Genomic DNA, 26,088 nt, shown 5'->3' with positions numbered 1-26,088 from the left:
CGTACATTTTTGAATGGGCTTATTATCGTTATTGCAGAAAATGCGTGAATTAAATGATAATCGATTTACATGTTTCACGCGTAACTATATTGAGTTAATAAATCTACACGATAATGTTTCATTTCATAAAGTAAGTGTAGTTGAAGTTCAGTTAGATAAAATTCGATAGTCGAAATTTCTTGCATAAAGCTGTATAATGCTTGTAACGAAAAGGAAATACAGGAAAGGATATGTAATGAGTTACTATGGATAAAGATAAACAACAATTAAGTGTTGAAGTTGCAAGATTATATTATCAATCAGATTATAGTCAGCAAGAAATTGCTAACAAATTAAATATTTCAAGACCGACAATTTCTAGACTATTAAAGTACGCGAAAGAAAAAGGATTTGTTCAAATTAGTATAGCCGATCCATTCGCTGATTTAGATAATGTCGGCAATTTACTGAAAGAAAAATATAACTTGTTAGAAGCACATGTTGTATTTTCCCCAGTGCCAGAATATGCAACGATTACAGAGTATATAAGTAAATATGCAGCTGAGTATATGGAAAAGACGGTTAAAAACGGTGATATCGTTGGTGTAAGCTGGGGAATGACGATGTATGAAATCGCTAGAAAAATCGTACCACAACATGTAAAAGGTGTAGAAGTTGTCCAGCTAAAAGGTGGTATTAGCCATTCGAGTGTAAATACATATGCAAATGAAACCATTGCATTATTTGCAGATGCTTTTCAAACGACGCCAAGAAATCTACCTCTTCCAGTTATATTTGATAATGCAGTGACAAAAGAATTAGTAGAGCAGGATCGACATATTCATCACATTATCGAAATGGGGAAACAAGCGAATATTGCAATTTTCACTGTAGGAACAGTGCGAGACGAAGCGCTATTATTCCGATTAGGTTATTTCGATAAGGATGAAACGAGTTTACTCAAAAAACAATCGGTCGGTGACATTTGTTCACGTTTCTTTGATGGAGACGGAAATATTAGTAGTGAAGAAATTAATAAGCGAACCATCGGAATTGAGTTAGAAGAACTAAAATTAAAGAAACGCTCTATTTTAGTTGCAGGTGGTAATAGAAAAATAAAAGCAATTGATGGTGCGTTACGTGGCGGATATGCAAATGTATTAATTATCGATCAGCATACGGCGAAAGAATTGTTACATTATCAAAAAGAAGATTAGAAATAAAAGGCTTTCTCAAGATATTAATCTTGAGAAAGCCTTTTATTTTGTTATGTATGAATTATGGGATTATTTTTGAATACAAATTGCCTTTTTTAAAATAATTATGGATATTGAGATACATACTACCATTGTTAATATAAAAAATTTGAATTTATATATGAAGTATTTCTTAGTTAGAATGCGCTTTATTTACTAGAAGGAAATTCCTTTTTAAAAAGAATGAACAAAATTTCAAAAGTATATTTACATTTGTTCAACTAAGAGTTAGAATGAAGTTGTTAAAAGATATGAGGAGTGAAGATAATGAATATTGCAAAGTTAATTGACCATACAATTTTAAAAGCTAATGCTACAAAAGAAGATGTTATGAAAGTAATCGAAGAAGCAAAGGAATATAAATTCGCTTCTGTTTGTATTAACCCAACATGGGTAAAGCTAGCTGCTGAAGAACTAGCTGGACATGATGTAGATGTTTGTACTGTAATCGGTTTCCCATTAGGAGCAAGCACGACTGAAACAAAAGCATTTGAAACAAAAGATGCTATCGCAAAAGGTGCAACTGAAGTTGACATGGTAATCAACGTAGGCGCTTTAAAAGATGGCGACGACGAACTTGTTGAAAAAGACATTTATGAAGTAGTACAAGCAGCAAAAGGAAAAGCTCTTGTAAAAGTAATCATTGAAACTTGTCTATTAACAGATGAAGAGAAAGTACGCGCTTGTGAATTATCAGTAAAAGCTGGTGCTGACTTCGTAAAAACTTCAACTGGATTCTCAACTGGCGGAGCAACTGCTGAAGATATCGCATTAATGCGTAAAACAGTAGGACCAAACGTTGGTGTAAAAGCATCTGGTGGTGTTCGTACACGTGAAGATGCAGACAAAATGGTAGCTGCTGGAGCTTCTCGTATTGGAGCAAGTGCTAGTGTTGCAATCGTATTAAATGATGCAAAAGGTGCTACAGATAACTACTAATCATTAGTGAAGTCAAGGGCAATAGATACACAAAGTAAAGTGTATCTATTGCTTTAACAATTGAAAGAAATGTAAGCGGATACGAACACGGGAGGAGACGGCTTATGAAATACTTAATCGGTGTTTTTGGCCTCGTATTGATTTTAGGTATCGCTTGGCTTGCTAGTAATGATAGAAAGAAAGTCAAATATCGTCCAATCATAACGATGGTTATATTACAATTCATTTTGGGGTTTCTATTATTAAATACAAGTGTAGGGAATATATTAATTAGCGGAATAGCAGATGGTTTTGGAGAGCTATTAAAATATGCCGCTGACGGTGTAAATTTCGTATTTGGTGGATTAGTAAATCAAAAAGAGTTTTCATTCTTTTTAAGTGTATTAATGCCAATCGTATTTATATCAGCTTTAATCGGTATTTTGCAACATATTAAAGTGTTACCTATTATTGTGAAATCTATCGGTCTAGCATTAAGTAAAGTAAATGGAATGGGGAAACTAGAATCATATAACGCTGTTGCTTCTGCGATTTTAGGACAATCTGAAGTGTTTATTTCAGTTAAGAAACAATTAGGATTATTGCCAGAGAAAAGAATGTACACATTATGTGCATCTGCAATGTCTACCGTTTCCATGTCTATCGTTGGATCGTATATGGTGTTATTAAAACCGCAATATGTTGTAACCGCTTTAGTGCTTAACTTATTCGGGGGCTTTATTATTGCTTCTATTATTAATCCTTATGAAGTTACTGATGAAGAAGATATGTTAGAAGTACAAGAAGAAGAAAAAAAGACTTTCTTTGAAGTATTAGGGGAATACATTATTGATGGATTTAAAGTTGCGATTACAGTAGCAGCTATGTTAATTGGTTTCGTTGCTCTTATCGCATTCATTAATGCAGTATTTAAAGGTGTAATCGGTATTTCATTCCAAGAAATTCTCGGTTATGCATTTGCACCATTTGCATTTATTATGGGTGTACCTTGGCATGAAGCAGTTAATGCCGGAAATATTATGGCAACAAAATTAGTATCAAATGAATTTGTCGCTATGACAGATTTAGCACAAGGAAACTTTAATTTCTCAGATAGAACGACAGCGATTATATCTGTATTCTTAGTTTCATTTGCAAACTTCTCTTCAATTGGAATTATTGCAGGGGCAGTTAAGAGCTTAAATGAAAAGCAAGGGAATGTAGTCGCAAGATTTGGTTTGAAATTACTTTTCGGTGCAACATTAGTAAGCTTCTTATCAGCAACAATCGTAGGCTTATTATTTTAATAGATTCATATCATATAAAAAGGAATGGTGATTGTAATGAGAATGGTAGATATTATTGCGAAAAAACGTGACGGCAAAGAATTAACAACTGAAGAAATCAAATTCTTTATTAATGGTTATACAGAAGGAAGTATACCTGATTATCAAGTAAGTGCACTTGCAATGGCAATCTTCTTTAAAGATATGACAGATCGCGAACGTGCAGATTTAACGATGGCAATGGTGGAGTCTGGAGAAACAATCGACTTATCTGCAATTGAAGGAATTAAAGTAGACAAACATTCAACTGGTGGTGTTGGTGATACAACAACATTAGTATTAGGGCCATTAGTAGCTGCTTTAGATGTACCAGTAGCAAAAATGTCTGGTCGTGGTTTAGGACATACGGGCGGAACAATTGATAAATTAGAAGCAGTAGAAGGATTCCACGTTGAAATTACGAAAGAGCAGTTCATTGATATTGTAAACCGTGACAAAGTAGCTGTTATCGGACAAACAGGAAACTTAACACCTGCAGATAAAAAGATTTATGCATTACGCGATGTAACAGGAACTGTTAACTCAATTCCTCTAATTGCAAGTTCAATTATGAGTAAAAAAATTGCAGCTGGAGCTGACGCAATCGTACTTGATGTAAAAACAGGTGCTGGCGCGTTTATGAAAACAGAAGAAGATGCAAAAGAATTAGCACATGCAATGGTACGTATCGGAAATAATGTAGGACGTCAAACAATGGCTGTTATTTCTGATATGTCACAACCACTTGGATTTGCGATTGGTAATGCTCTAGAAGTGAAAGAAGCAATTGATACATTAAAAGGTGAAGGTCCAGAAGATTTAACAGAATTAGTACTCGTATTAGGAAGTCAGATGGTTGTACTTGCGAAAAAAGCTAATACATTAGAAGAAGCGCGTGAAATGTTAATTGAAGTGATGAAGAACGGAAAAGCAACTGAGAAGTTTAAAGAGTTCTTAAGCAATCAAGGTGGAGATAGCTCGATTGTAGACAATCCAGAAAAAATGCCACAAGCGAAATATGTAATTGATGTACCTGCTAAAACTTCAGGTGTTATTTCTAACATTGTTGCTGATGAAATCGGTATCGCAGCTATGCTACTTGGTGCTGGTCGTGCAACAAAAGAAGATGAAATCGATTTAGCAGTAGGATTAATGTTACGTAAAAAAGTGGGCGATGCAGTAAAAGAAGGCGAGCCATTCGTAACGATTTATGCAAATCGCGAAAATGTAGAAGATGTAAAAGCGAAAATTTATGAGAACATTTCTATCGCTGAAACAGCAGTGGCTCCTAAATTAGTTCATACAGTTATTACTGACTAATCATAATTACACTTACTTTGAGGGGGAAATAATATGGATAAGAAAAAATATATTGAAGAAGCAAATAAGATGTTAGAAAAAGCATATATTCCGTATTCAAAATTTCCTGTTGGGGCAGCATTAGTTACGAAAGAAGGTAAAATTTATACTGGTTGTAATATAGAAAATGCTTCTTATGGTTTATGTAACTGTGCAGAAAGAACAGCAATCTTTAAAGCAGTATCAGAAGGTGAGCGCGACTTTAGTTACTTAGTTATTACAGGAGAAACGGACGGACCAATTTCACCATGTGGTGCTTGTAGACAAGTAATTGCTGAATTCTGTGATCCGAAAATGCCTGTATTACTAACGAATGTAAAAGGCGATGAAAAAGAAGTGACTGTTGAGCAGTTACTACCTGGTGCTTTTACAAATGACGATTTAAAATAAGTTAAAAGCCATTTTGCAATATTAATTGCAAAATGGCTTTTTTGTTTGAAAATTGAATGTAATATTTTGTTCATATTCCATTCATAAACTTTGTGTAAAATGATTGCAGCGAATATGGAAAGTTTACAGCAGGAGGGATATAATGAAGAAATTCTATAATGGTGCTTGTAGTTACTTATTAATTTATGATTTTGCTCAAAAAGTCATTTAAATAGATAGGAGTGGAAAGTATGATAGCACTTTTATCAAGTATTGTAGCAGTCTGTATGGCTGTTGGTGTCATGTTTCTTCGCTTTAAAGCAGCGAAAAAACCGGTAACGAAAAAGAAAATTATATTGCCCCCATTTTTTATGAGTACTGGTGCTATGATGTACTTCTTACCAGCGTTTCGGTTAACGTCATTAGAAATAGTAGAAGCAATTACTGTAGGACTTATTTTCTCTATATTCCTTATTAAAACAACGAAGTTTGAAATAAGAAATGAACAAATATATATGAAACCGTCAAAAGCATTTATATTTATTTTAGTTGGATTATTAGCAGTGCGAGTAGTAATGAAATCGTATTTAAGTCAATCGATTGACTTAGCAGAGTTAAGTGGAATGTTTTTTTTACTCGCTTTTGCAATGATTGTATCGTGGAGAATTGCTATGTATCGCTCGTATGCTAAATTAGAAAAAACAATAAAAAGAGCTGGAATTTCTAAATAGGAAATCCAGCTCTTTTTATGTTTTATTGAAATTCTTTTGCGCGGAACTCATTTGCTTAATTTTAAACGTATTTGAGCATCTTGTAATGCGGCTGGTGTCACGTTAAGACCATTTTGATCAACAATTTTTGTGTTTAATAAAATGGAATCTAAGCTTCCACGAAATGTTTGTGTATAGTTTTGACGTAGCATTTGTTGTTCTTGTTTTTCATCAACTGTTAATCCAGTTGCTTTTTCTTTTTTTGATAATTCGTTAATACGGAATAAAATGTTTTTCATTTGTTTCACCTCTAGTTTGATTTAAATACATTAGTTACTTACTAATGTATAGTTATTGTAACGTGTAATTTTAATTATGTCAACACCATCAAAAAAGGTTAAAAATTGACGAAAAATTGTAACAATAATAAAATGAATTGATTAGATAATTATTTTTTAATCATACATAGAACGCTAGGGGGATTATTATGAAATCAACATTTTTTGCTCAAAATAGAGAACGATTAGTAAACACATTACCAGATGAATCGATTACAATTTTATTTGCTGGTCAAGCACCTCATATGTCAGCGGATGCACATTATAAGTTTGTGCCGAATCGGAATTTTTATTATGTAACAGGAATCGATGAACCAAATGTTATTTTTATGCTGAAAAAGTTTGGGAATTGTGTAGAAGAGACACTTTTCATTGAAAAATCAGATCCAGTAATGGAAAAATGGGTCGGTAAAACAGTTTCTAAAGAAGAAGCAGAGAAAATTTCTGGTATAAAGAAAGTTGTATATTTAGATAGTTTTGAGAAGACAATGTCAAATATACTCTTCACAGAAAATGTGAAGCATCTATATTTAGATTTAGAGCGTCGTGAGTGGAATGGTACAGAGACAAAAACGCTAGCATTTGCTAAACATGTAAGAGAACAATATCCACACGTAACAATTGGTAATGTATATCCGAATATTTGTGAATTGCGAGTGTTTAAAACAGAAGAAGAAATTGAAATTATGAAAGAAGCGATTGCTGTAACGAAAGACGGTATTTACAATGTACTTAAGCATGCAAAAGCAGACATAATGGAATATGAATTAGAAGCTCAGTTTGATTTCACACTGAAGTCATCTGGCATTAAGCATCATGCGTTCAATACAATTTTGGCAAGTGGGAAAAATGCTACAGTTCTTCATTATGAAGATAATGATGCGCAAATTCAAAATGGTGATTTAGTATTACTAGATTTAGGCGCTCAAAAAGACTACTATAACGCTGATATTAGTTATACATTCCCGGCAAATGGAACATTCTCTAGTCGCCAAAAACAAATTTATAATATTGTATTAAAAGCATTAAAAGAAACAACAGAGATTATTAAGCCAGGCTTAAAGTTCGCTGCATTAAATGAGCATGCTAAAAAAGTACTTGCAGAAGGGTGTAAAGCGGTTGGTTTAATTCAAGAAGATGAAGAGTTATCAAAATATTATTATCATGGTGTCAGCCATTTCCTTGGTTTAGATACGCATGATGTAGGGACATACAAAGATAGAGTATTAGAAGAAGGTATGGTTATTACAATTGAACCTGGTCTTTATATTGAAGAAGAATCAATTGGCATTCGTATTGAAGATGATATTCTTGTAACGAAAGACGGACATGAAAACTTGTCAAAAGATATCATTAGAGAAGTTGAAGAGATTGAAGCGTTTATGAGTGTAAATAATGAACATGTCAAAGGAAAACAAGCTGTAGTTAAATAATAAGAAAGTCATCGCTAATTTATTTGAACTTTATCTCGAATCGTGGACAATTAAAAAATCCATGATTCGGGATAGGGTTCTTTTTATCTTCGAAATACTAATCTTTAATTATTAATCCTAATAAAGTCGCAAACTGAACAGCTTGGTATGTAGATACTTTACATCCCCTTAAATCGCTCACTGAAACTGTCAGAGTATTAAAATTAGAAGAGCTAATATCGATCCCCTTCAGTGATGTCTGGTCAAAATTAGCTTCGTCAAGGCTACATAATTGGAATTCAACTTTTTTTAGTTTACAGTCAAAAAAATCTGCACTATTTAATGAAGTTTCATTAAATACAATCTTTTCTAGTTTAGAATTTCCAAATGCAGCTAAGTTCAAAATAGAATTCTCAAATTTAACATTTCCTAAGCTAGATTCTGTAAAATTAACCCCGATTAATTTACTGTTTTTAAATTCAACTCTGTGAACAGAAGAATTGCTTAAATTAACATTTGATAAATCACAGTTTTCAAAACAAACATCTGTAATATCAATATTGCTAAAGTCTGTATTCGTGAACTTACAATTCTTTATCACGGCATCATATAATCGTACTCTATCCACAGATTCATTTTCGAAAGTGGAATCGATAATTTCACACATTTCTAGTGTAGGATCTTCTTCATAAAAAATATCTTGAAAATTTTTTGAAGATAACTCTGGTGAAATTTTTGGTCTATCAATTTTCATGGTATATCAATCCTCTTCTATTTGATATATAAGTGTAATTTAGGTTTAGTGAATCCCCGAAAGGAACATTAGTTCTTATTATACACAATCATACGTTTTTTTGTGAAGAGGATTTTGGCTACCTTTTTCTAATTTAATAATCACAGTGTTATTGTTTCTTAAGAAATAAAGCCCTAATAAATAGGAGAACTGCTAATACATTCGTTACAGAGAAATCCTCTTGCATACCTAAAAGTATCGCTTCTTCTAAGGTTTCTGATTTAATAATTTTGTTTTAAGTGTTAGTGCATATGTTGTTTATACTCGTGTGAAGTTGAAGGAGTAAAATCGGGGAATGTTATGAATACCGAAACAATAATTACAACACTAATTGAAAGCAATAACAAAAAGCATCGGTGGATCACAGTAGAAAACCTTTCTGATAAAATTTGAATTATAAATGACATAGTAATCGTTATAGTAAATAAAAGGCTGATAAACAGTATACTATGAGCTTGTTGCGCATTTAGCATTTCTGTAATCATTGCTCCCATCATACTTGCCATTACCCCAGAGAACATTCCTTCTAAAGCAGTATATAGATGAAAACGTAGACCAACTAAAAAGCCGATACAACCACTAATTAAAATCGCAAGCAAAGTAGAATATAGCAATTCTCCTTTAAATAGAATACCTAAATAAAAACCTATACTTAAACCGATACTCATACTAAAAGACATAATAAATACCATATACTCCATTAGGGTACCACTACGTTTCGAAATATATGATGTAATAATAATTGAGATACAGCAAAGCATTAAGGCAGTTAATGTATAAGCAAACATCATGATACCTCCCTGTCCTATCATTCACTTCATCATATGTTCATATAGAGAGTACTTATGCTTATTTATATCTGCATATTATCTGCACAATTTCATAAATGAAAGCAAGGTGGCGTTTGATTTTTTTACGTGTGAACATGTGAAAGAAAGTGTTATATAATGAGTTTCTATTGTGAAGCAATAAAGAATAAGCGTATAATATTATAGTTATCCCATTACTCGGGATAACCCGCGAATGATAAATAAGATTGTTGTTTTATCATCGCTTCTAAACAGATAGACAATGAAAGTAACACTGGAATACAGATAGGGAGTTATAAAATGAAATTAATTATTGCCGAGAAACCAGATCAAGGTTTGGCTCTTGTTTCACAATTTAAATATCGCCGGAAAGATGGTTATTTAGAAGTAGAAGCAAATGAGTTATTTCCAAATGGAGCGTACTGTACATGGGCAATTGGTCATTTGACGCAGTTATGTAATCCAGAACATTATCACGCAGAGTGGAAAAAATGGTCACTTAATACGTTACCGATGATTCCAGAGCGTTTTCAATTTGAAGTAACAAAATCAAAGTATAAACAATTTAACGTTGTGAAACAGCTGTTACATAATCCTCAGGTAACAGAAATTATTCACGCGGGCGATGCTGGGCGTGAAGGGGAATTAATTGTACGAAACATTATTAATCTTTGTAACGTACAAAAGCCGATGAAGCGTCTTTGGATTTCCTCTTTAACGAAGCAAGCTATTTACCAAGGATTTAAAAATTTGCTTGACGAATCAGATACAATCAATACGTACTATGAGGCGTATACAAGGTCATGTGCGGATTGGGTTGTTGGTATGAATGCATCGCGTGTGTTTAGTATTTTGTTAAAGAAAAAAGGAATGAATGATGTATTTTCAGCTGGTCGTGTACAAACACCGACACTCGCGTTAATCGTAAAGCGTGAAAAGGAAATAGAAAACTTTAAGTCAGAGCCGTTCTGGGAAGTGTTCGCAACCTTTAATATAGAAGGAAAGAAGTATGAGGGGAAATGGGAGAAGGATAGTGAATCCCGCTTAAAAGACCCTGATATGGCGAATAAAATTGCGGCATTTTGCCAAGGTAAAACGGCAGTAGTGAAGGAAATGAAAACGGAGCGTAAAGAATTTCAGCCGCCGCTTTTATTTAACTTATCATCACTGCAAGCAACGGCAAATAAAGCCTTTAAGTTTTCACCGAAAAAGACGCTTGATATAACGCAAGCACTATATCAAAAAGGGATTGTTTCTTATCCTCGTTCGGATTCCAACTATGTTACACAAGGTGAAGCGGCAACATTCCCTGATATTTTACAGAAGTTAAGTCAGTTTGATGAATATAAAGGTTTATTACCAGCTCCGGTTGAATCGATTATGAATAATAAGCGTTATGTGAATGAAAAGAAAGTAACAGATCACTACGCCATTATTCCGACAGAGCAAGTTACAAACCCAAGCAGATTATCAGGTGATGAAAAGAAAATTTACGATATGATCGTAAGAAGGCTTATTGCAGCTCATTATGAAGTTGCAATCTTTGACTATACAACAATTGTAACGCTTGTAGATGAACGTGCTGAATTCATTTCAAAAGGAAAACAGCAAATTCAAGAAGGCTGGCGTAAAGTTATTTTCCAAGACGATAAAGATGACGAAACCATTCTTCCAATTGTAGCTGAAGGTGAAGAAGGAAAAGTTGTAAAGGTGAAAGTGAAAGAGGGAAAAACACAACCACCGAAGCGTTATACAGAAGGACAACTTATTACGTTAATGAAAACAGCTGGTAAGTATTTAGAGAATGAAGAGCTTGAGAAAGTATTAAAGAAAACAGAAGGTTTAGGTACAGAAGCGACCCGTGCAGGTATTATTACGATGCTAAAAGACCGTAAATATATAGATGTGAAGAAGAACCAAGTGTATGCGACCGATAAAGGGAAAGTATTAATTACCGCAATCGGTGACAAAATACTAGCTTCACCAGAAATGACCGCAAAATGGGAGCAACGTCTTGCGGAAATTGGGGAAGGTACAGCATCACCAGCAACTTTTATGGAACAAACGAAAAAATTATCAGCTAAAATTATTGAAGATGCGGTTGAAATGTCTGAGAAGTGGGATTTCACCGGATTACATGTTGAATCGATTGAGCGAAAAGGATCGAAATTTACAACGGGTAAAAAGGTTGGTAGCTGTAAAAAATGTGATGGCGATGTGATTGATAAGTCAACGTTTTACGGCTGTTCTAATTACAACACGACACAATGTGACTTTACCATCTCGAAGAAGATATTAAGTAAAACAATTTCGCAAAAGAATATGACAAAGCTCTTAAAAGGTGAGAAAACCGATTTAATTAAAGGCTTTAAAAAGGGCGAGAAAACATTTGATGCGAAATTAGAGTGGAAAGATAATAAGATTAATTTTGTGTTTGAGAATTAAGTTGTTTTAACAAATAAAAATATGATAATTAAATTATATCCTATAGAATAGACGCTTAAAAAAGTCTATTCTATAGGATATTTTTTTGAATAAGTAGTACTATATATTTTTGTTTGAAATAAAATATACAATAAAAAAATCTTTATAATTGATAATTATTTATTGTAAAACAATAAATAATGTATTAAAATCATTATCATAATAAATCGGTGAGATGCTTTTTATAGAAAGGGAACAAAGCTGTTTTTTATTAGAGGAGGTAAAGCTATGAACGATCAAAATTTGATTATCGAAAATATGGATAACCCTCATGAGTTGGAGAGAATGTATAGAAAAGACCCGAAAGCTTTTAAAAAGTCATTCTCACAAGCATGGGATGAAAACTCTGATTCTCAGGTGCTAGCTGCCTGGTATGAAAGATTGCATTTCAAGGGAAAGACAAATGCAGAAAAAATATCACTGTTTCAAAAAGGTTTCTTATTTATGGGCATGTTAGCTATTCTAGCTGGGCTAAGCACTAGAATCATTTTCCACTTTGTAGAGCAGGAAGCAATTGCTCCAATTAACCTAGCTTTTGGTGTAATTCCCTTTATCGCTGCTTATTTTGTTTACAATAATACCCCGAAAAAAAGTATTATTTATTTCCTTGCAGCGTTGTTCCTAATTGCTGGGTTGTATCTTAATATGTTGCCATTAAATTATAAAGACAGTATTATCCTTGCTTATTTACATCTTCCTATATTGTTATGGGTCTTATTGGGACTTGCATTTACAGGAAATGAATATTCAAAAGGTAATACAAGATTAGCTTATATTAAATTTAATTTAGAATATGGTCTTCTCTACGCGAGCATGGCAGTGAGTGGAATGATACTAGCAGTATTCACCATGCGATTATTTAGTTTTGTTGACTTGGATATAGGAGAGTTCTATTTTAGTAATGTTGTTTTATTTGGAGCTGCCGCTCTCGCTGTAGTGGCTGCATACTTAGTATCATTGAATCTTAAACTTGCTAAAAATATTACACCATACATATCTAAAATTTTTAGTCCACTTGTCTTGATTACGTTGCTAATCTATCTTATAACGGTTATATGGGTCGGGAAAAATCCTTTCTTGGACCGCAATTTCTTAATGGCCTTCAACGGAATACTCCTTGGCGTGTTGGCCGTTACCATATTTTCTATCGTTGAGAGTGATTCGGATGAGAAAAAGAACATTTCAGATTATATAAATTTTGCCTTAATTGTTCTGGCGCTTATTATTGACACTGTCGCTTTATCAGCCATTGTATTCAGACTTTCTTCTTACGGGATTACACCTAATAGACTTGCTGTTTTAGGGGTAAACATACTGATTTGGGCAAATTTAATTTGGATTATGTTTTCCTATATGCGGTTCTTGCAAAGCAAATCAGGACCGACAGCTATCCAAGATGCCGTTACGAAGTATTTACCAATTTATGGACTTTGGGCAGCTTTCGTTATATTTACTTTTCCTTTAATGTTTAATTAGAATGGATTTGTTAATATAGCGTGTCTAAAACGTATAAAATCCTTAGAGTCGATAATTATCGTTACTTCTATAATTTCTCGACAATAAAAAAACGTCCTAAAGTAGGACGTTTTTTATTATATATATTGCCGTCTTTTCTTAATAAGTAACAACACTTGTGAAACACAAGCAAGTACTGGCAGTTCAATTAACGGTCCAATAACGAGTGCAAGTGCAATAAGAGGCTCGTCAGGGAAAGCAGTCACAGCAATAGCAAGAGCAACAGGTGAGTTTCTTGCTAACGTTGTTAAGTTTAGACTTACTGTATCTTTATAAGATAAACGCATAACGTGCCCGATAAATTGTCCTAGTACAAAATTAATGATGAAGAACAATAGAACAGGAATGAGTAATAATAAAACGACATTCATATTTTGTAGTAAATATTTACCTTGTGATGCAAACATCGCTACGATTGCTAAACTTAAAAATACAATTTGGGCAGAGCTGAAAAACGGAATGAGTTTATTCTCGAGCGTTTCAGATTTTTTCAGTTTATTCATAATGAATTTTGTAGCGTGTGCAAGTAAAAATGGTAAGACGATTACGATAACAATACTTTCTACTAAAACAGAAACCGCAACAGTCTTCATAACACCAGCGAATAAAAATAAATAAATGGGAAGTAGTAGTACTTGCAAAATTAAATTTACTGGTAAAATCGCTGTAGAAAGTGCTACATTACCTTTTGCTATTTCAGTAAAGATTAAGTACCAATCTGTACACGGAGTAACCATTAGCATAATAAATCCAACCCAAAGCGCAGGGTGATCTGAAAGAAATAGTGCTCCTAATCCCCAAGCGAGTAAAGGTGTCCATAAGAAGTTAATAGTAAGACTTGTTCCAGCAAATTTTAAATTGCGAAATCCATTTTTTATTTCTTTTAATGGGATGCTGAGGAATAATCCATATAGCATGAAAAATAAGAAGGGGACAATAAATCGCTCTGAATACATATGTATGAAATTAAATTGCCCGAGTATGATGCCGCATGTAACAGCAAAAAGAATAATAAAAGTTTGAATCTTTTCTATCGTGCTCATGAATGAATCCTTTCTAAATATGAATTTTCCTCTCTAATTTTATTATACAAGTAATAAGGCTGTAATTTGGTGTTCAATTGTATTTTAGTAAATGTTTTTAATTTGAGATTTATTTTTTTATTAAAAGTTACTTGACTAAAGTAAGTGACTATATTACAATCACTTACATAAGGTAATTAAATAACAAAAAGTTTTAATTAACTTTCCTTAAGGTATCAATTGGAACTTTTTATTAGAATAAGAATTTTTGTGATGATGAATAATGAATATGATAAGAAAGTTTAGGTGAAGAAAATGGGATTATTTAGCTCGTTATTTGGTAAAAAAGAAGAAAATCAAAAAGTAGAGGAGAATAAAACAATGTCAAAAGTATTATTTGTAAAAGCAAACGATCGCCCAGCGGAGCAAGCAGTTAGTTCAAAAATGTATGAAACATTTGTAAGTACTTATAAAGAAGCAAATCCGAATACAGAAATTACAGAGTTAGATTTATTTGCATTAGATCTTCCTTATTACGGAAATATTGCTATTTCAGGTGGATACAAACGTAGTCAAGGTATGGAATTAACAGCAGAAGAAGAGAAGGCAGTTGCTACAGTAGATCAATATTTAAATCAGTTTTTAGAAGCTGATAAAGTTGTATTTGCATTCCCATTATGGAACTTTACTGTACCAGCACCATTAATCACATATATTTCATATTTATCTCAAGCTGGAAAAACGTTTAAATATACAGCTAATGGTCCAGAAGGCTTAGCTGGTGGTAAAAAAGTAGTTGTGTTAGGTGCTCGTGGTTCAGATTACTCTTCAGAACAAATGGCTCCTATGGAAATGGCAGTTAATTACGTAACAACTGTACTTGGGTTCTGGGGAATTACAAATCCAGAAACTGTTGTAATTGAAGGACACAATCAATATCCAGATCGCTCACAACAAATTGTTGAAGAAGGTTTAGAGAACGTTAAGAAAGTAGCGGCGAAATTTTAATTAATTGATAGTAAAAATGGAAAAACCAACATGGATGACCATGTTGGTTTTTTAGTCTATTTCTATGTTAAAAAATGTATATTTATAAAATGAATGAAAAGTTTGAAAATAGTATTGCAAAATATTATATATCAAACTATAATGAGTTCAAGAATAGTTGATACTTAAGTTAAATATTCAGAAAATTCAATTAGTTAAAAATGGAAATGACATAGGTTATATTGAATGGAGGTTATATTATGACGAATAAAGTACCGTTTTCGTTCATAGTTGTTATTGGTTTAATGTTATTTGCACTATTTTTCGGGGCAGGAAATTTAATATTCCCAGCAATGCTTGGTCAATCGGCAGGAGAGAATGTTTGGATTGCTAATGCAGGATTTTTAGTAACAGGTGTAGGTTTACCGTTGCTAGGGGTATTAGCATTTGGAATTTCAGGTAAAGAAGATTTACAATCGTTAGCAAGTCGTGTACATCCAGTGTTCGGCATTGTATTTACGACAGTTTTATATTTAGCGATTGGTCCACTATTCGCTATTCCGAGAACAGGCAGCGTTTCTTATGAAATTGGTATGAAGCCTTTTGTACCAGAAGCTATGGGTTCTTCAGCACTCATTCTTTTTACAATTATATTCTTTAGCATTACTTGTTTTTTTTCGCTAAATCCCGCGAAAATTGTCGATATTGTAGGAAAAATCTTAACGCCAATTAAATTAACGTTTATTGGGATTTTAGTAGTATTTGCTTTTATTCATCCAATGGGAGAAATGCAAGCACCTGCAGAGGCATATACATCACATGCGTTCTTTAAAGGATTCCAAGAAGGTTACTTAACAATGGATACGTTGGCATCATTCGTATTCGGTATTATCATCATCAATGCGATTAAAGAAAAGGGCGCAAAAACAAAAAAAGACATTATGATTGTTTGTGCAAAAGCAACATTGATTGCTGCATCTATTTTAGCAATGATCTATTCAGCACTTTCATTTATGGGAGCTTCAAGTGTTGCAAAACTTGGTCATTTAGATAATGGTGGTGCAGTATTAGCAAAAGTTTCAAACTATTATTTTGGGTCATACGGCGGAATTATATTAGGGATTATGGTTACAGCAGCATGTTTAACGACTAGTGTAGGACTTGTTTCAGCGTGTTCTTCATTCTTCCATAAACTATTCCCGAATGTTTCGTATAAAAAGATAGCAATCATCTTATCAGTGTTCAGTGCAGTTGTTGCGAACGTAGGTTTAACGCAATTAATTGCAATTTCTGTTCCTGTATTAATCGCGATTTATCCATTAGCAATCGTCTTAATTTTCCTAACGCTCCTTCATCCATTGTTTAAAGGACGAGCAGAGGTGTATCAAGGTAGCTTATTAATTACATTTATTGTAAGTGTGTTCGATGGATTGAATGCAGCTGGTATGAAGTTAGCAGTAGTAAATGATTTTCTTACTAAAATACTTCCAATGCATGAAGTTGGGTTAGGGTGGATTTTACCAGCACTTATTGGCGGATTGATCGGGTATGTCATTAGCATTGTGAAAGCAAAAAATCAAGTTCAACCAGCAGCTAGTGTGGATAAGAAAATAGGTTAAATAAAAAAGTTATAGAACTTGTTTCTATAGCTTTTTTTGTTACTATTAATAATGAAAGAAAATAAAGTAGTAGGGGAAATAAAATGAAAAAAACAATTGATCATATCGGCATCGCAGTGCGCGATATAGATAGTACGATACGTTTTTATGAAAAAGTGTTGTCAGGAACTTTAATAGATCGTTACGTAAGTGAAGCGCCTGGTGTTGAAAGCGAAGTAGCCATTCTTGAAGTGGATGGAGATAGAATTGAATTACTTGCACCGACGAATAATACGACGTCACCAATTGCCAGATTCATTAAACAAAAAGGTAAAGGTGTACATCATGTTGCATATCGAGTAGATGATTTAGATGTAGCTTTAGAGGAATTGAAAGAACAAGGAATTCGAACTTTAGAGCATACACTTCGAATGAATAAACATGGCAGAAGATTAATCTATCTTAACCCAGCGGATACAGAGGGAACAATTATAGAGTATTGTGATTATCCGGAAGAGAAGTAGAAGAAAGATATTTTTAAGAAGGTATTACGTAATAACGTAATACCTTTTTATTTATGCATTTCACACTTTCTTCACAAATGATTCACGATAACTTTTCCTCTTCAAGAACTTACATAAATATATTTTATGATATAATAACAATCGACTTTAAAAATGTAAGTTGTATCTATCAAGGTAGTTACTATTGTATTGGAAGTTTAGAGGTGAGAGAGAAATAAATAGTTATACTGTATAGAAGATTATATTTAATCAGGTTAATATTTCGTCCAAGAATCCAACTCGGGAAGTAAAAATAATGAAAATATAGCGATGAGGAAGAAAGAAGTGAAATGAGTGTGAAAGTAATGAAAAGGTTAGGGACATTGTTATTTATTGTATGTGTGCTTATCGTATTGATACCGAAAAGTGCATCTGCTCATGCATACGTTGTGAAATCAAACCCTACTGAAAATGAAACATTGAAGAAAGCACCGTCTGTTGTGAAAATCGAGTTCGATGAGGACATACAAGTTTCAAGTTTTAATACATTGTACGTGAGAGATACATCAGGTAAAAGGGTCGATTTAAAAGATGCTCATATTGATAAAAATAATAAAAAGCTATTAGAAGCCGGATTAAAAGAGAATCTCAAAAACGGTCTCTATTCTATTCAGTGGAAAGTAATTTCAGCTGATGGACATCCAATTCAAGGAGTTATTCCATTCCGTATTGGATTAGCGGAAGCTGGAGCAGATGATATACAAGTAGAAGAGGTGGGATATGTTCCACAAATTGATATGATCATGGAACGTGGAATTTTATATACAAGTTTCTCACTATTTATAGGAGTGCTATTCTTTAATCTTATTATGTATAAAGGGAATGCAACCTCGGTTCGATCAAGGAGTAAGAACATAATATGGATTTCTTTATTAGGGATATTTATTAGCTTGTTATTTAATCTACCATTGCAAGCGAAAATAAATGCGGATGTTTCATGGCTAGAAGCATTCAATCCTTTACTATTAAAAGAAACGTTACAGCTTTCTGTTTTTAGTTATGTATGGATTACTCAAATGGCTCTAATTAGTTCGCTTATAATCGTTACGTATTTTGCGATGAAGCGTGAGAAGCTTTCGTCGTTTAAAGTGTGGAGTATTCCAATAATATTGTTTATCGGGATACTTGTTATGAAAGCATGTAATAGTCACGCATATGGTTTAAAGTTTAAAGAAATTGCTGTTGTTATGGATTTTTTACATTTATTCGCAGCTTCATTATGGATTGGTGGTTTATCGTCCATTATTCTTCTGTTACGTAATGAGGATAACAAGTGGAATATGTATTGGGATATGATTAAGCGTTTTTCACCGTGGGCAATATGTGCTGTCATTGTGATTTTAATAACAGGTCTTTTTAACAGTACATTTTTTATTCCAACAATCCACTCGTTATTTGATACGAAGTATGGATTAACTTTATTAGCAAAGATACTTTTATTCATTTTCATGGGGATATTAGGAATTATTCATTATGTGAAAGGGAAAATGAGAGCGGAGCAAGGATTAGGTGCTACGGTGAAAGTAGAGTTTATCATTGGAATTATCATTTTCGTAATCGTAGCTTTTATGACAAACGTACAAACACCACCGATGCCTCCTACTGGACCTTTTACAGAGAGTAAACAATTGGATAATGGATATGAAATGACGCTAAATGTAAGTCCTAATAGAGTAGGACAAAATATATTCCATATTACTTTAAAGGATGAGAACGGACAACCTGTTACTGATATGGAACAAATCATATTAACAACTCAATCGTTAGATATGAATATGGGAAAGGGATCATTTAAAGTTTCGGCAGTTTCACCGGGAGAATATGAAGCAGAAGGTATGTATATTAACATGACAGGCAACTGGAATATACAAGTACATGGATTAACGAAATCGCTTGATAGCTTCGATACGGATTATAAATTTATTGTAGGTGGCAGATAAAGTGAAACTTTAAGCAGCCCTCATCAATTGGGCTGCCCGGCGAATAGCGGGATAAAGAGTAGGTATAGATAAAAAGGAGCTAATTGAAAATGAAACGCATAAAAAAATTAGGAACAACAATGATCGCAACAGTAATTGCAATGGGAATTTTTTCGTTACCTGTTAGTGCGCACGTCACTGTGAAGCCAGCAACTTCTGACATCGGCTCTTGGGAGACTTACACGATAAAAGTACCAGTTGAAAAGAATGTAGCAACAACAAAAGTTACACTGAAAATACCGTCTGGTGTGGAATTCCAACAGTATGAACCAGTGCCAGGGTGGAAAATGGAAGAGCAAAAAGATAGTGCCGGAAAAGTGAAAACTGTAGTATGGGAAGCAACAGGAGAAGGGATTTTACCTGGCCAATTCCAGCGGTTTACTTTCGTCGCTAAAAATCCGGATAAAGAACAAAAAATAGCTTGGGATGCATATCAACAATATAAAGACGGAGAAATTGTTGAATGGACAGGCGATGAGAAAGCTGAAAAACCGCATTCACTTACTACAATTGCAAAAGGTACGTCATTAACAGGAGAACATGGTGAAGTATCTAATGTAGAAAAGAATGAAGGTACTAGTAATATGCAATTGATAGCAATTGTTTTATCTATTTTGGCGATTGTATCTTCGGTAGGTACGTGTGTTTTTATGGTACGGCGTAAAAAATAAGTAATAACGATAAGAAGGAGCCTACAATCAGTAGGCTCCTTCTTATGTTAATTTACTTCACTTCAATCCGCTGCCCTACAGCAAGTGTTTTCGGCTTTATATTTACGAAACAAATACTCACTACAATAAATAATAGTCCGATAAATAAGCTAATAGTAATGGCCTCATGTAAGAAAATTGAACTTACAATAATAGCGATTAGAGGAATGAGAAATGTATAAGCCCCAACTTTACTTGCTTCACCAGCTCCAACGAGTGTGAAGTATGCAAGCCACCCCATTGCAATAACAAAGAATGAAATAAAGAGTAGTACACTAACAAACGGCATACTCCAAGCGATACTAGACCAACTTTCAAACTCTGATCCACATCCAATTAAGCAAAGTCCGCCAATAATAAGTTGCAGTGTTACCATCCAAATGGAATTAACGCGGTGCCCAGTCTTCTTAATAAATACGGTTCCAAGTGCCCAGCCAATAGCGCATCCTATCGCGAGAAGAATCCCGATAATAGAAATATGTCCAGTTAAACTGCTTGAGCTAATAAAACCTACGCCAATAAATCCGAGTATAAGCCCGAAAATTTTTAAACCGTACATTGATTCTTCAAGCCATATCCACGAGAAAATACCAAGTAAAACGGGTTGTAGAAATACGATGGCGGAAAATAGACCAGCGGGCATATATTGAAGGCCGACAGTTTGTAATCCGTAAAATATAATGATATTAAGTAAAGAAGAAATAACGTATAAATGCCAAGTTTCTTTTAAGTGTAACTCTTTGTATTTCGGTAATGCGAACAGGAGTAAAATGAATCCTCCAATTAAAGTTCGAACGCCTGCAAATAAAACGGGTGGTGTATAATGCAGGGCAAACTTAGATAAAGGCCAATTGATTCCCCACATGAAAACGAGAAAGGTAAGGATGATGGCCGTCTTAGTTCGAGAAAGCTGTGTCACTGTAAGACCTCCTTGATGTTATTCATTTCACTATGATATGATATCGACTGTAATAAATAAAATGAATCTTTTTTATGAGGAGTATAAGCGATTAGTTATGACCATTACACAACTACAAGTATTAATAAAAACTGTTGAGTTAGGTAGTTTTACGAAGGCTGCTCGGGTGTTAAATATGACGCAGCCAGCAGTAAGTCATGCGATTTCAAGTATTGAGTCAGAGTTAGGAGTTACGATTCTTATACGTGATAAACGACAAGGATTACTCGTTACGGATGTAGGAAACAGAATTCTTGTACATATTAGAGAGATTTTGAACGGTGTAGAGAAGATTGAACAAGAAGTTGCGATGGAGAAAGGACACGAAGTGGGGACGATTCGAATTGGGAGTTTTCCGAGTGCTTCTGCACATTTCTTACCGAAAATGATAAACCATTTTAAGGAGAAGTATCCGAACTTAAAAGTCGTTCTTTGTGAAGGAACGATTAAAGAAGTTGAAGATTGGTTAGTATCGAGGGTTGTTGATATAGGGATTGTTATTTTACCTAATAAAGAGATGGAGATTGTTCCATTAACGAAGGGGAAAATGGTTGTTATTTTAAGAGAGGATCATCCTCTTTGCAAGAAGGATGCTATTACAATTCGTGATTTGGAGAATGAACCGATCATATTATGTAAGGGCGGATACGAACCACCCATTATCGATATGTTTAAACAAGCAAACGTACCACTTCGGGCTGAGTATGTAATTTCGACAGTTACGACAGCTTTAAATATGATTCAAGAAGGATTAGGCATTGCAATATTAGCTGAATTATCTTTAACGAATTTACCACAGAATGTGCAAACGAGAGAATTGGAACCGCAAGTATGGAGAGAAATTGCTTTAGCTGTTCCTTTATTAAGGGATTCTTCAATCGCTGTGCAGCTATTTATTGAAGAATTTCAGGCGCTATTTGCAGAATAAAAAGAGGTGTCTCGTATATTATAATGGGACACTCTTTAATTTACTTATAAAAAATATGTGAAAAGGATTGACTTATTTTTTAGTTGTAACTATAATGATTACATCGAGGTGGTGATTACGATGAAAATTAGTAGCCGCTTTTCCATAGCTGTTCATATTTTATCTATTTTGAAAAACAATCCATCTTCACTTTGTACTTCAGACTATATGGCTGAGAGTGTCAATACAAATCCAGTAGTCATTCGTAAAATGATGTCGTACTTGAAACAAGCTGGCTTTGTTTACGTAAATCGTGGACCGGGTGGCGCAGGTTTACTAAAGGATTTACATGAAATCACATTGTTAGATGTGTATCATGCAGTGAATGTAGTGGAAGAGGATAAATTATTTCACATTCATGAGCAACCGAATCCAGATTGTCCAATTGGGGCGAATATTCAAGCGGTGTTAGAAATTATTTTAATTCAAGCACAATCCGCAATGGAAGAAGTTTTGAGAAATATTACGATGGGGCAGCTGTTTGAAACTTTGCAAGAAAAAATGAATGCTTAAATCATATTTATATTTTTTTAATATTAATGTAACTTATATAGTTACAACTATAAAGGTAAGGTGTAAAAGTTATGACTGTAAAAATGAAAGTATACTCAGATTTTATATGTCCATTTTGTTTTTTAGCAAAAGGTCCATTAGATGAAGTAGCGAAAGAGAAAGATGTAGAAATTGAATGGATGCCATTTGAATTACGTCCAAGTCCATATTCAAAAATAGATCCATGGAATGAGCCAGAAAAATTAGGTTCATGGGATGCTTTCATTCTTCCGACAGCGAAGAAGTTAGGAATTGATATGCGTTTGCCACGTGTTTCTCCGCATCCATATACACATTTAGCTTTCGAAGGGTGTCAATTTGCGAAAGAACGTGGACTAGGTAATGAGTATCATCACCGCGTATTCACAGCATTTTTCCAAGAAGAGCAAAACATTGAAGATATTGATGTGTTAACAAAATTAGCAGTAGAAGTAGGACTTCCTGAGGCGGAATTTAAAGATGCTTTAGTAACTCGTAAATATAAGGAAAAGCATCAAGAAGCAATTCAGCACGCATATGATGAAGCGAATATTATGGCTGTTCCAACTGTCATGATTGGAGATGAAATCATTCAAGGGCTTGCTAGTAAAGAAACGCTACAAAGGGTCATTGATAAAGAAATTGAAAAGGATAAAACAAATTCATTTGAAGGTATGCAATGTAATACCGATGGATATTGCTAATTCGCTTGTTATGAAATAACAAAATAAATTATAAAACAAACATTTGGAGGAATTAAAATGTCAACAACTACAACAAACTTAAAAGAAGCAATCGTGAACCGCCGTTCCATTCGTAAAGTAACAAAAAATGATGCAATTACGAAAGAAAGAATTGAAGAAGTGCTAAAAACAGCTTTACACGCACCAACATCTTTCAATATGCAAAGTGGTCGTATGGTTGTATTAATGGATGGAGAGCATGAAAAGTTTTGGGATATTGTGAAAGAAACATTAAGAGCCCGCGTACCAGCAGAAAATTTTGAGGCGACTGTAGAAAGACTAAAAGGCTTCCATGCAGGTGTAGGGACTGTACTATTCTTTGAAGATCAAGCAACTGTAGAAAAAATGCAAGAAAACGCACCATTATATAAAGATCAGTTCCCATTCTGGTCTCATCAAGGAAATGCAATGTTACAACATACTGTGTGGATGTTATTATCTGCTGAAGGAATTGGGGCGTCATTACAACATTACAACCCAATCGTAGATGCTGAAGTGAAAGAAACTTGGAACATTCCAGCAGAGTGGAGTTTAGTAGGTCAAATGCCATTTGGTGAACCAAACGAACAACCAGCAGAAAGAACGTTCTTGCCTACTGAAGATGTATTGAAATTTTATTAAGATATACAATATGTAACGAGAAGGAAGCTGTACTTAAAAACAGCTTCCTTTTTGTAGTGGTGTTAAAGTATGCGCATTTAGGGAAGAAATATAAGAAATAATCCGGTGAGAAGGGAATTAGAAAAATGAATGATGAGAAAAAATATACAGTGGTAGGTACTGATGTCGAGGAAGTAAAGCGTTTAAATAAAAATTCAGGGTTAACGTATAATCAAGTGAAAGAAATGTTAGCGAAGCAAATGCAAAAAAAGAAGTAATTAGATTGAAATCTTTCATTTTTTCATTTGGCATTTCGATTGGAGAGAGTTAAGTAAAAAGTAACTCTCTTTTTCGTATAACGAAGCACCTTATAGAGTGGAGGAAGCAACATGAAGAAATGGGTAAAGGGAACGCTGTCTATCGCTGGAGGCGTTGTCTTATTAGCGTGTGCCGGCGGATATTACATGTATAAAAATTATTTTCCAAAGGAACCTGAGCGTATTGTATATGATAAAGAAAGAGTGCTACAACCGATACATAATCAGCTTAAAGGAATTAATATAGAAAATGTAAAGATGAAAGAAAAAGAAGTCGTAAATGCGACTGTAGATGAGCTTCAAAAAATGATTGATGATGGAAAGTTGTCATATGAAGAATTAACGAGTATTTATCTCTTTAGAATACAAGAACATGATCAAAATGGAATAACATTAAATGCTGTTACAGAGATAAATCCTAATGCGATGGAAGAAGCAAGAAAGTTAGATCAAGAGCGAGGTAGAAACAAAAAGTCGAATTTATATGGTATTCCTGTCGTTGTAAAAGATAATGTACAGACGGAAAAAGTGATGCCGACTAGTGCAGGAACATATGTGTTAAAAGATTGGGTTGCAGATGAGGATGCGACGATTGTGAAAAAGTTGAAAGAAGAAGGTGCTTTTGTTTTAGGAAAAGCGAATATGTCTGAGTGGGCAAATTATTTATCCTTTACAATGCCTAGCGGATATAGCGGGAAAAAAGGACAAAATTTGAATCCGTATGGTCCGATTACGTTTGATACATCAGGATCAAGCTCTGGATCTGCTACAGTAGTTGCGGCAGATTTTGCACCGCTTGCAATCGGGACAGAAACGACTGGATCAATTGTAGCACCAGCGACGCAGCAATCAGTAGTTGGATTACGTCCATCACTAGGTATGGTGAGTAGATCAGGCATTATTCCGTTAGCTGAAACGCTTGATACAGCAGGGCCGATGGCAAGAACGGTAAAGGATGCGGCAACGTTATTTAACATAATGGTAAGTTATGATGAAAAAGATGCTATGACAGAAAAAATGAAAGATAAAGAAAGAATGGATTATACGAAGGACTTATCAATAGACGGTTTAAAAGGGAAAAAAGTAGGAGTACTATTTTCAATAGATCGACAAGATGACAATAGAAAAGAAGTAGCACAAAAGATAAGAAAAGACCTTCAAGATGCAGGTGCAATAGTGACTGATGATATTCAGTTAAACGCTGAGGGTGTAGATAATCTACAAACATTAGAATATGAATTCAAACATAATGTTAACGATTTTCTTTCAAAGCAAAAAAATGTACCGGTAAAATCGTTAGAAGAGATTATAGCGTTTAATAAAAAGGATAGTAATAGACGAATAAAATATGGACAAACATTAATTGAGGGATCTGAAAAATCTGCTACAACGAAAGATGAGTTTGAAAAAGTAGTGCAAACGAGTCAAAAAAATGCAAGAAAAGAGCTAGATAGATATTTAGTAGAAAAGGGTTTAGACGCTTTAGTTATGATTAACAACGATGAAGTTCTTCTATCCGCTGTAGCTGGCTATCCAGAATTAGCGGTGCCAGCAGGATATGATAACAATGGAGAGCCAGTAGGTGCAGTGTTTGTCGGGAAGCAATTCGGTGAGAAGGAACTGTTCAATATTGGATATGCGTATGAGCAGCAGTCTAAAAATAGAAAATCACCTAAATTGTAAAAGGTTAAACGAAAAAAAGAGCTCAACTGAAGTAAGTAGGTGGGCTAATATAAATAGAATCTAACAATATAAAAAGAAAAAAAGGATTCTTCCTAATTAGTAAGAAAGATTGTCTATAGAAGTTCATAAAATGTAATATATTCAATTTCCATCCATTGAAGGG

26 protein-coding genes are annotated in these 26,088 nt (G+C 34.0%); 21 read left to right on the top strand and 5 right to left on the bottom strand.

Annotated elements, in window-relative coordinates:
- Positions 1–13 precede the first annotated feature (13 nt).
- From QCI47_RS18645 to QCI47_RS18615, 7 genes are all read left to right on the top strand, one after another.
- A complete protein-coding gene (locus tag QCI47_RS18645; RefSeq protein WP_003293817.1) occupies positions 14–169 on the top strand; it encodes a hypothetical protein in 156 nt (51 codons plus the stop codon).
- Positions 170–245: 76 nt separating this feature from the next.
- Positions 246–1,196 carry a DNA-binding transcriptional repressor DeoR gene (locus QCI47_RS18640; RefSeq protein WP_000356563.1) on the top strand — a complete coding sequence of 317 codons (951 nt, stop codon included), beginning with the start codon at positions 246–248 and terminating at the stop codon, positions 1,194–1,196.
- Between the two features lie 306 nt (positions 1,197–1,502).
- Positions 1,503–2,174, top strand: coding sequence for a deoxyribose-phosphate aldolase (gene deoC / locus QCI47_RS18635; RefSeq protein ID WP_001017431.1), 672 nt, complete (start codon positions 1,503–1,505; stop codon positions 2,172–2,174).
- A 104-nt stretch (positions 2,175–2,278) separates the two neighbouring features.
- The gene (locus QCI47_RS18630; RefSeq protein WP_000876184.1) at positions 2,279–3,460 is read left to right on the top strand and encodes a NupC/NupG family nucleoside CNT transporter; all 1,182 of its coding nucleotides are present in this window, start codon (positions 2,279–2,281) and stop codon (positions 3,458–3,460) included.
- A 36-nt stretch (positions 3,461–3,496) separates the two neighbouring features.
- Positions 3,497–4,798 (top strand): pyrimidine-nucleoside phosphorylase, encoded by a 1,302-nt coding sequence (locus QCI47_RS18625; protein WP_309422675.1) that lies wholly within the window; start codon positions 3,497–3,499, stop codon positions 4,796–4,798.
- A gap of 33 nt (positions 4,799–4,831) precedes the next feature.
- Positions 4,832–5,227: a cytidine deaminase gene (locus QCI47_RS18620; protein WP_000358525.1), complete on the top strand. Its 396-nt coding sequence runs from the start codon at positions 4,832–4,834 to the stop codon at positions 5,225–5,227.
- Between the two features lie 230 nt (positions 5,228–5,457).
- On the top strand, positions 5,458–5,937 hold the full coding sequence (locus tag QCI47_RS18615) for a CcdC family protein (RefSeq protein ID WP_000561052.1): 480 nt from the start codon (positions 5,458–5,460) through the stop codon (positions 5,935–5,937).
- Positions 5,938–5,984: 47 nt separating this feature from the next.
- On the opposite strand, the gene QCI47_RS18610 is transcribed toward QCI47_RS18615, so the two are convergent.
- Positions 5,985–6,215 (bottom strand): DUF896 domain-containing protein, encoded by a 231-nt coding sequence (locus tag QCI47_RS18610; protein WP_000789783.1) that lies wholly within the window; start codon positions 6,213–6,215, stop codon positions 5,985–5,987.
- Positions 6,216–6,403: 188 nt separating this feature from the next.
- Between QCI47_RS18610 and QCI47_RS18605 the strand changes: the two genes are divergently transcribed.
- Positions 6,404–7,687: an aminopeptidase P family protein gene (locus QCI47_RS18605; protein WP_061131157.1), complete on the top strand. Its 1,284-nt coding sequence runs from the start codon at positions 6,404–6,406 to the stop codon at positions 7,685–7,687.
- A gap of 97 nt (positions 7,688–7,784) precedes the next feature.
- Here QCI47_RS18605 and QCI47_RS18600 read toward each other — a convergent pair whose 3' ends face one another.
- Together QCI47_RS18600 and QCI47_RS18595 are read right to left on the bottom strand one after the other, a co-directional pair.
- Positions 7,785–8,420: a pentapeptide repeat-containing protein gene (locus tag QCI47_RS18600; protein ID WP_000687264.1), complete on the bottom strand. Its 636-nt coding sequence runs from the start codon at positions 8,418–8,420 to the stop codon at positions 7,785–7,787.
- Positions 8,421–8,701: 281 nt separating this feature from the next.
- Positions 8,702–9,247, bottom strand: coding sequence for a hypothetical protein (locus tag QCI47_RS18595; RefSeq protein WP_000458505.1), 546 nt, complete (start codon positions 9,245–9,247; stop codon positions 8,702–8,704).
- A 321-nt stretch (positions 9,248–9,568) separates the two neighbouring features.
- Here QCI47_RS18595 and topB point away from each other — a divergent pair, with 321 nt between their 5' ends.
- Together topB and QCI47_RS18585 are read left to right on the top strand one after the other, a co-directional pair.
- A complete protein-coding gene (gene topB / locus QCI47_RS18590) occupies positions 9,569–11,713 on the top strand; it encodes a DNA topoisomerase III (RefSeq protein WP_076874223.1) in 2,145 nt (714 codons plus the stop codon).
- Positions 11,714–11,980: 267 nt separating this feature from the next.
- Positions 11,981–13,228: a DUF4153 domain-containing protein gene (locus QCI47_RS18585; protein ID WP_076875019.1), complete on the top strand. Its 1,248-nt coding sequence runs from the start codon at positions 11,981–11,983 to the stop codon at positions 13,226–13,228.
- Between the two features lie 116 nt (positions 13,229–13,344).
- Here the strand turns inward: QCI47_RS18585 and QCI47_RS18580 are convergent, their stop codons facing one another.
- Positions 13,345–14,310 (bottom strand): arsenic resistance protein, encoded by a 966-nt coding sequence (locus QCI47_RS18580; protein WP_309422677.1) that lies wholly within the window; start codon positions 14,308–14,310, stop codon positions 13,345–13,347.
- A 294-nt stretch (positions 14,311–14,604) separates the two neighbouring features.
- On the opposite strand from QCI47_RS18580, the gene QCI47_RS18575 reads away from it, so the two are divergent.
- From QCI47_RS18575 to QCI47_RS18555, 5 genes are all read left to right on the top strand, one after another.
- On the top strand, positions 14,605–15,297 hold the full coding sequence (locus QCI47_RS18575) for an FMN-dependent NADH-azoreductase (protein ID WP_000522508.1): 693 nt from the start codon (positions 14,605–14,607) through the stop codon (positions 15,295–15,297).
- A gap of 239 nt (positions 15,298–15,536) precedes the next feature.
- On the top strand, positions 15,537–16,895 hold the full coding sequence (gene brnQ, locus QCI47_RS18570) for a branched-chain amino acid transport system II carrier protein (protein ID WP_000182722.1): 1,359 nt from the start codon (positions 15,537–15,539) through the stop codon (positions 16,893–16,895).
- Between the two features lie 83 nt (positions 16,896–16,978).
- On the top strand, positions 16,979–17,398 hold the full coding sequence (locus QCI47_RS18565) for a VOC family protein (RefSeq protein ID WP_000750839.1): 420 nt from the start codon (positions 16,979–16,981) through the stop codon (positions 17,396–17,398).
- Positions 17,399–17,727: 329 nt separating this feature from the next.
- On the top strand, positions 17,728–19,377 hold the full coding sequence (locus tag QCI47_RS18560) for a copper resistance CopC/CopD family protein (RefSeq protein ID WP_309422679.1): 1,650 nt from the start codon (positions 17,728–17,730) through the stop codon (positions 19,375–19,377).
- An 89-nt stretch (positions 19,378–19,466) separates the two neighbouring features.
- Complete coding sequence (locus QCI47_RS18555; RefSeq protein WP_000821410.1) at positions 19,467–20,087, top strand: YcnI family copper-binding membrane protein; 621 nt, start codon at positions 19,467–19,469, stop codon at positions 20,085–20,087.
- 52 nt (positions 20,088–20,139) lie between these two features.
- On the opposite strand, the gene QCI47_RS18550 is transcribed toward QCI47_RS18555, so the two are convergent.
- A complete protein-coding gene (locus QCI47_RS18550; RefSeq protein WP_242230365.1) occupies positions 20,140–21,045 on the bottom strand; it encodes a DMT family transporter in 906 nt (301 codons plus the stop codon).
- A gap of 97 nt (positions 21,046–21,142) precedes the next feature.
- Here QCI47_RS18550 and QCI47_RS18545 point away from each other — a divergent pair, with 97 nt between their 5' ends.
- The 6 genes from QCI47_RS18545 (at position 21,143) to QCI47_RS18520 (ending at position 25,925) form a co-directional block, all read left to right on the top strand.
- Positions 21,143–22,012: a LysR family transcriptional regulator gene (locus tag QCI47_RS18545; protein ID WP_353812013.1), complete on the top strand. Its 870-nt coding sequence runs from the start codon at positions 21,143–21,145 to the stop codon at positions 22,010–22,012.
- A 120-nt stretch (positions 22,013–22,132) separates the two neighbouring features.
- Positions 22,133–22,564 carry an Rrf2 family transcriptional regulator gene (locus QCI47_RS18540; RefSeq protein ID WP_000704088.1) on the top strand — a complete coding sequence of 144 codons (432 nt, stop codon included), beginning with the start codon at positions 22,133–22,135 and terminating at the stop codon, positions 22,562–22,564.
- Between the two features lie 71 nt (positions 22,565–22,635).
- Positions 22,636–23,286 (top strand): DsbA family oxidoreductase, encoded by a 651-nt coding sequence (locus QCI47_RS18535; RefSeq protein ID WP_000216672.1) that lies wholly within the window; start codon positions 22,636–22,638, stop codon positions 23,284–23,286.
- Positions 23,287–23,343: 57 nt separating this feature from the next.
- Positions 23,344–23,946: a nitroreductase family protein gene (locus QCI47_RS18530; protein ID WP_242230367.1), complete on the top strand. Its 603-nt coding sequence runs from the start codon at positions 23,344–23,346 to the stop codon at positions 23,944–23,946.
- Positions 23,947–24,071: 125 nt separating this feature from the next.
- Positions 24,072–24,203 carry a hypothetical protein gene (locus QCI47_RS18525; protein WP_000997344.1) on the top strand — a complete coding sequence of 44 codons (132 nt, stop codon included), beginning with the start codon at positions 24,072–24,074 and terminating at the stop codon, positions 24,201–24,203.
- Between the two features lie 111 nt (positions 24,204–24,314).
- On the top strand, positions 24,315–25,925 hold the full coding sequence (locus QCI47_RS18520) for an amidase family protein (RefSeq protein ID WP_242230368.1): 1,611 nt from the start codon (positions 24,315–24,317) through the stop codon (positions 25,923–25,925).
- The last annotated feature ends 163 nt before the right edge of the window (positions 25,926–26,088 follow it).

Source organism: Bacillus cereus group sp. RP29, assembly GCF_040459765.1.
Lineage (GTDB): Bacteria > Bacillota > Bacilli > Bacillales > Bacillaceae_G > Bacillus_A > Bacillus_A paranthracis.
The sequence above is the reverse complement of the archived record's forward strand: the minus strand, read 5'-3'. Positions and strand labels throughout refer to the sequence as shown.

What these genes read in the sequence shown, in the direction of transcription:
- QCI47_RS18645 (WP_003293817.1), top strand. Translation starts at nt 14, where the DNA reads ATGGGCTTATTATCGTTATTGCAGAAAATGCGTGAATTAAATGATAAT.
- QCI47_RS18640 (WP_000356563.1), top strand. Translation starts at nt 246, where the DNA reads ATGGATAAAGATAAACAACAATTAAGTGTTGAAGTTGCAAGATTATAT.
- deoC (WP_001017431.1), top strand. Translation starts at nt 1,503, where the DNA reads ATGAATATTGCAAAGTTAATTGACCATACAATTTTAAAAGCTAATGCT.
- QCI47_RS18630 (WP_000876184.1), top strand. Translation starts at nt 2,279, where the DNA reads ATGAAATACTTAATCGGTGTTTTTGGCCTCGTATTGATTTTAGGTATC.
- QCI47_RS18625 (WP_309422675.1), top strand. Translation starts at nt 3,497, where the DNA reads ATGAGAATGGTAGATATTATTGCGAAAAAACGTGACGGCAAAGAATTA.
- QCI47_RS18620 (WP_000358525.1), top strand. Translation starts at nt 4,832, where the DNA reads ATGGATAAGAAAAAATATATTGAAGAAGCAAATAAGATGTTAGAAAAA.
- QCI47_RS18615 (WP_000561052.1), top strand. Translation starts at nt 5,458, where the DNA reads ATGATAGCACTTTTATCAAGTATTGTAGCAGTCTGTATGGCTGTTGGT.
- QCI47_RS18610 (WP_000789783.1), bottom strand. Translation starts at nt 6,215, where the DNA reads ATGAAAAACATTTTATTCCGTATTAACGAATTATCAAAAAAAGAAAAA.
- QCI47_RS18605 (WP_061131157.1), top strand. Translation starts at nt 6,404, where the DNA reads ATGAAATCAACATTTTTTGCTCAAAATAGAGAACGATTAGTAAACACA.
- QCI47_RS18600 (WP_000687264.1), bottom strand. Translation starts at nt 8,420, where the DNA reads ATGAAAATTGATAGACCAAAAATTTCACCAGAGTTATCTTCAAAAAAT.
- QCI47_RS18595 (WP_000458505.1), bottom strand. Translation starts at nt 9,247, where the DNA reads ATGTTTGCTTATACATTAACTGCCTTAATGCTTTGCTGTATCTCAATT.
- topB (WP_076874223.1), top strand. Translation starts at nt 9,569, where the DNA reads ATGAAATTAATTATTGCCGAGAAACCAGATCAAGGTTTGGCTCTTGTT.
- QCI47_RS18585 (WP_076875019.1), top strand. Translation starts at nt 11,981, where the DNA reads ATGAACGATCAAAATTTGATTATCGAAAATATGGATAACCCTCATGAG.
- QCI47_RS18580 (WP_309422677.1), bottom strand. Translation starts at nt 14,310, where the DNA reads ATGAGCACGATAGAAAAGATTCAAACTTTTATTATTCTTTTTGCTGTT.
- QCI47_RS18575 (WP_000522508.1), top strand. Translation starts at nt 14,605, where the DNA reads ATGGGATTATTTAGCTCGTTATTTGGTAAAAAAGAAGAAAATCAAAAA.
- brnQ (WP_000182722.1), top strand. Translation starts at nt 15,537, where the DNA reads ATGACGAATAAAGTACCGTTTTCGTTCATAGTTGTTATTGGTTTAATG.
- QCI47_RS18565 (WP_000750839.1), top strand. Translation starts at nt 16,979, where the DNA reads ATGAAAAAAACAATTGATCATATCGGCATCGCAGTGCGCGATATAGAT.
- QCI47_RS18560 (WP_309422679.1), top strand. Translation starts at nt 17,728, where the DNA reads ATGAGTGTGAAAGTAATGAAAAGGTTAGGGACATTGTTATTTATTGTA.
- QCI47_RS18555 (WP_000821410.1), top strand. Translation starts at nt 19,467, where the DNA reads ATGAAACGCATAAAAAAATTAGGAACAACAATGATCGCAACAGTAATT.
- QCI47_RS18545 (WP_353812013.1), top strand. Translation starts at nt 21,143, where the DNA reads ATGACCATTACACAACTACAAGTATTAATAAAAACTGTTGAGTTAGGT.
- QCI47_RS18540 (WP_000704088.1), top strand. Translation starts at nt 22,133, where the DNA reads ATGAAAATTAGTAGCCGCTTTTCCATAGCTGTTCATATTTTATCTATT.
- QCI47_RS18535 (WP_000216672.1), top strand. Translation starts at nt 22,636, where the DNA reads ATGACTGTAAAAATGAAAGTATACTCAGATTTTATATGTCCATTTTGT.
- QCI47_RS18530 (WP_242230367.1), top strand. Translation starts at nt 23,344, where the DNA reads ATGTCAACAACTACAACAAACTTAAAAGAAGCAATCGTGAACCGCCGT.
- QCI47_RS18525 (WP_000997344.1), top strand. Translation starts at nt 24,072, where the DNA reads ATGAATGATGAGAAAAAATATACAGTGGTAGGTACTGATGTCGAGGAA.
- QCI47_RS18520 (WP_242230368.1), top strand. Translation starts at nt 24,315, where the DNA reads ATGAAGAAATGGGTAAAGGGAACGCTGTCTATCGCTGGAGGCGTTGTC.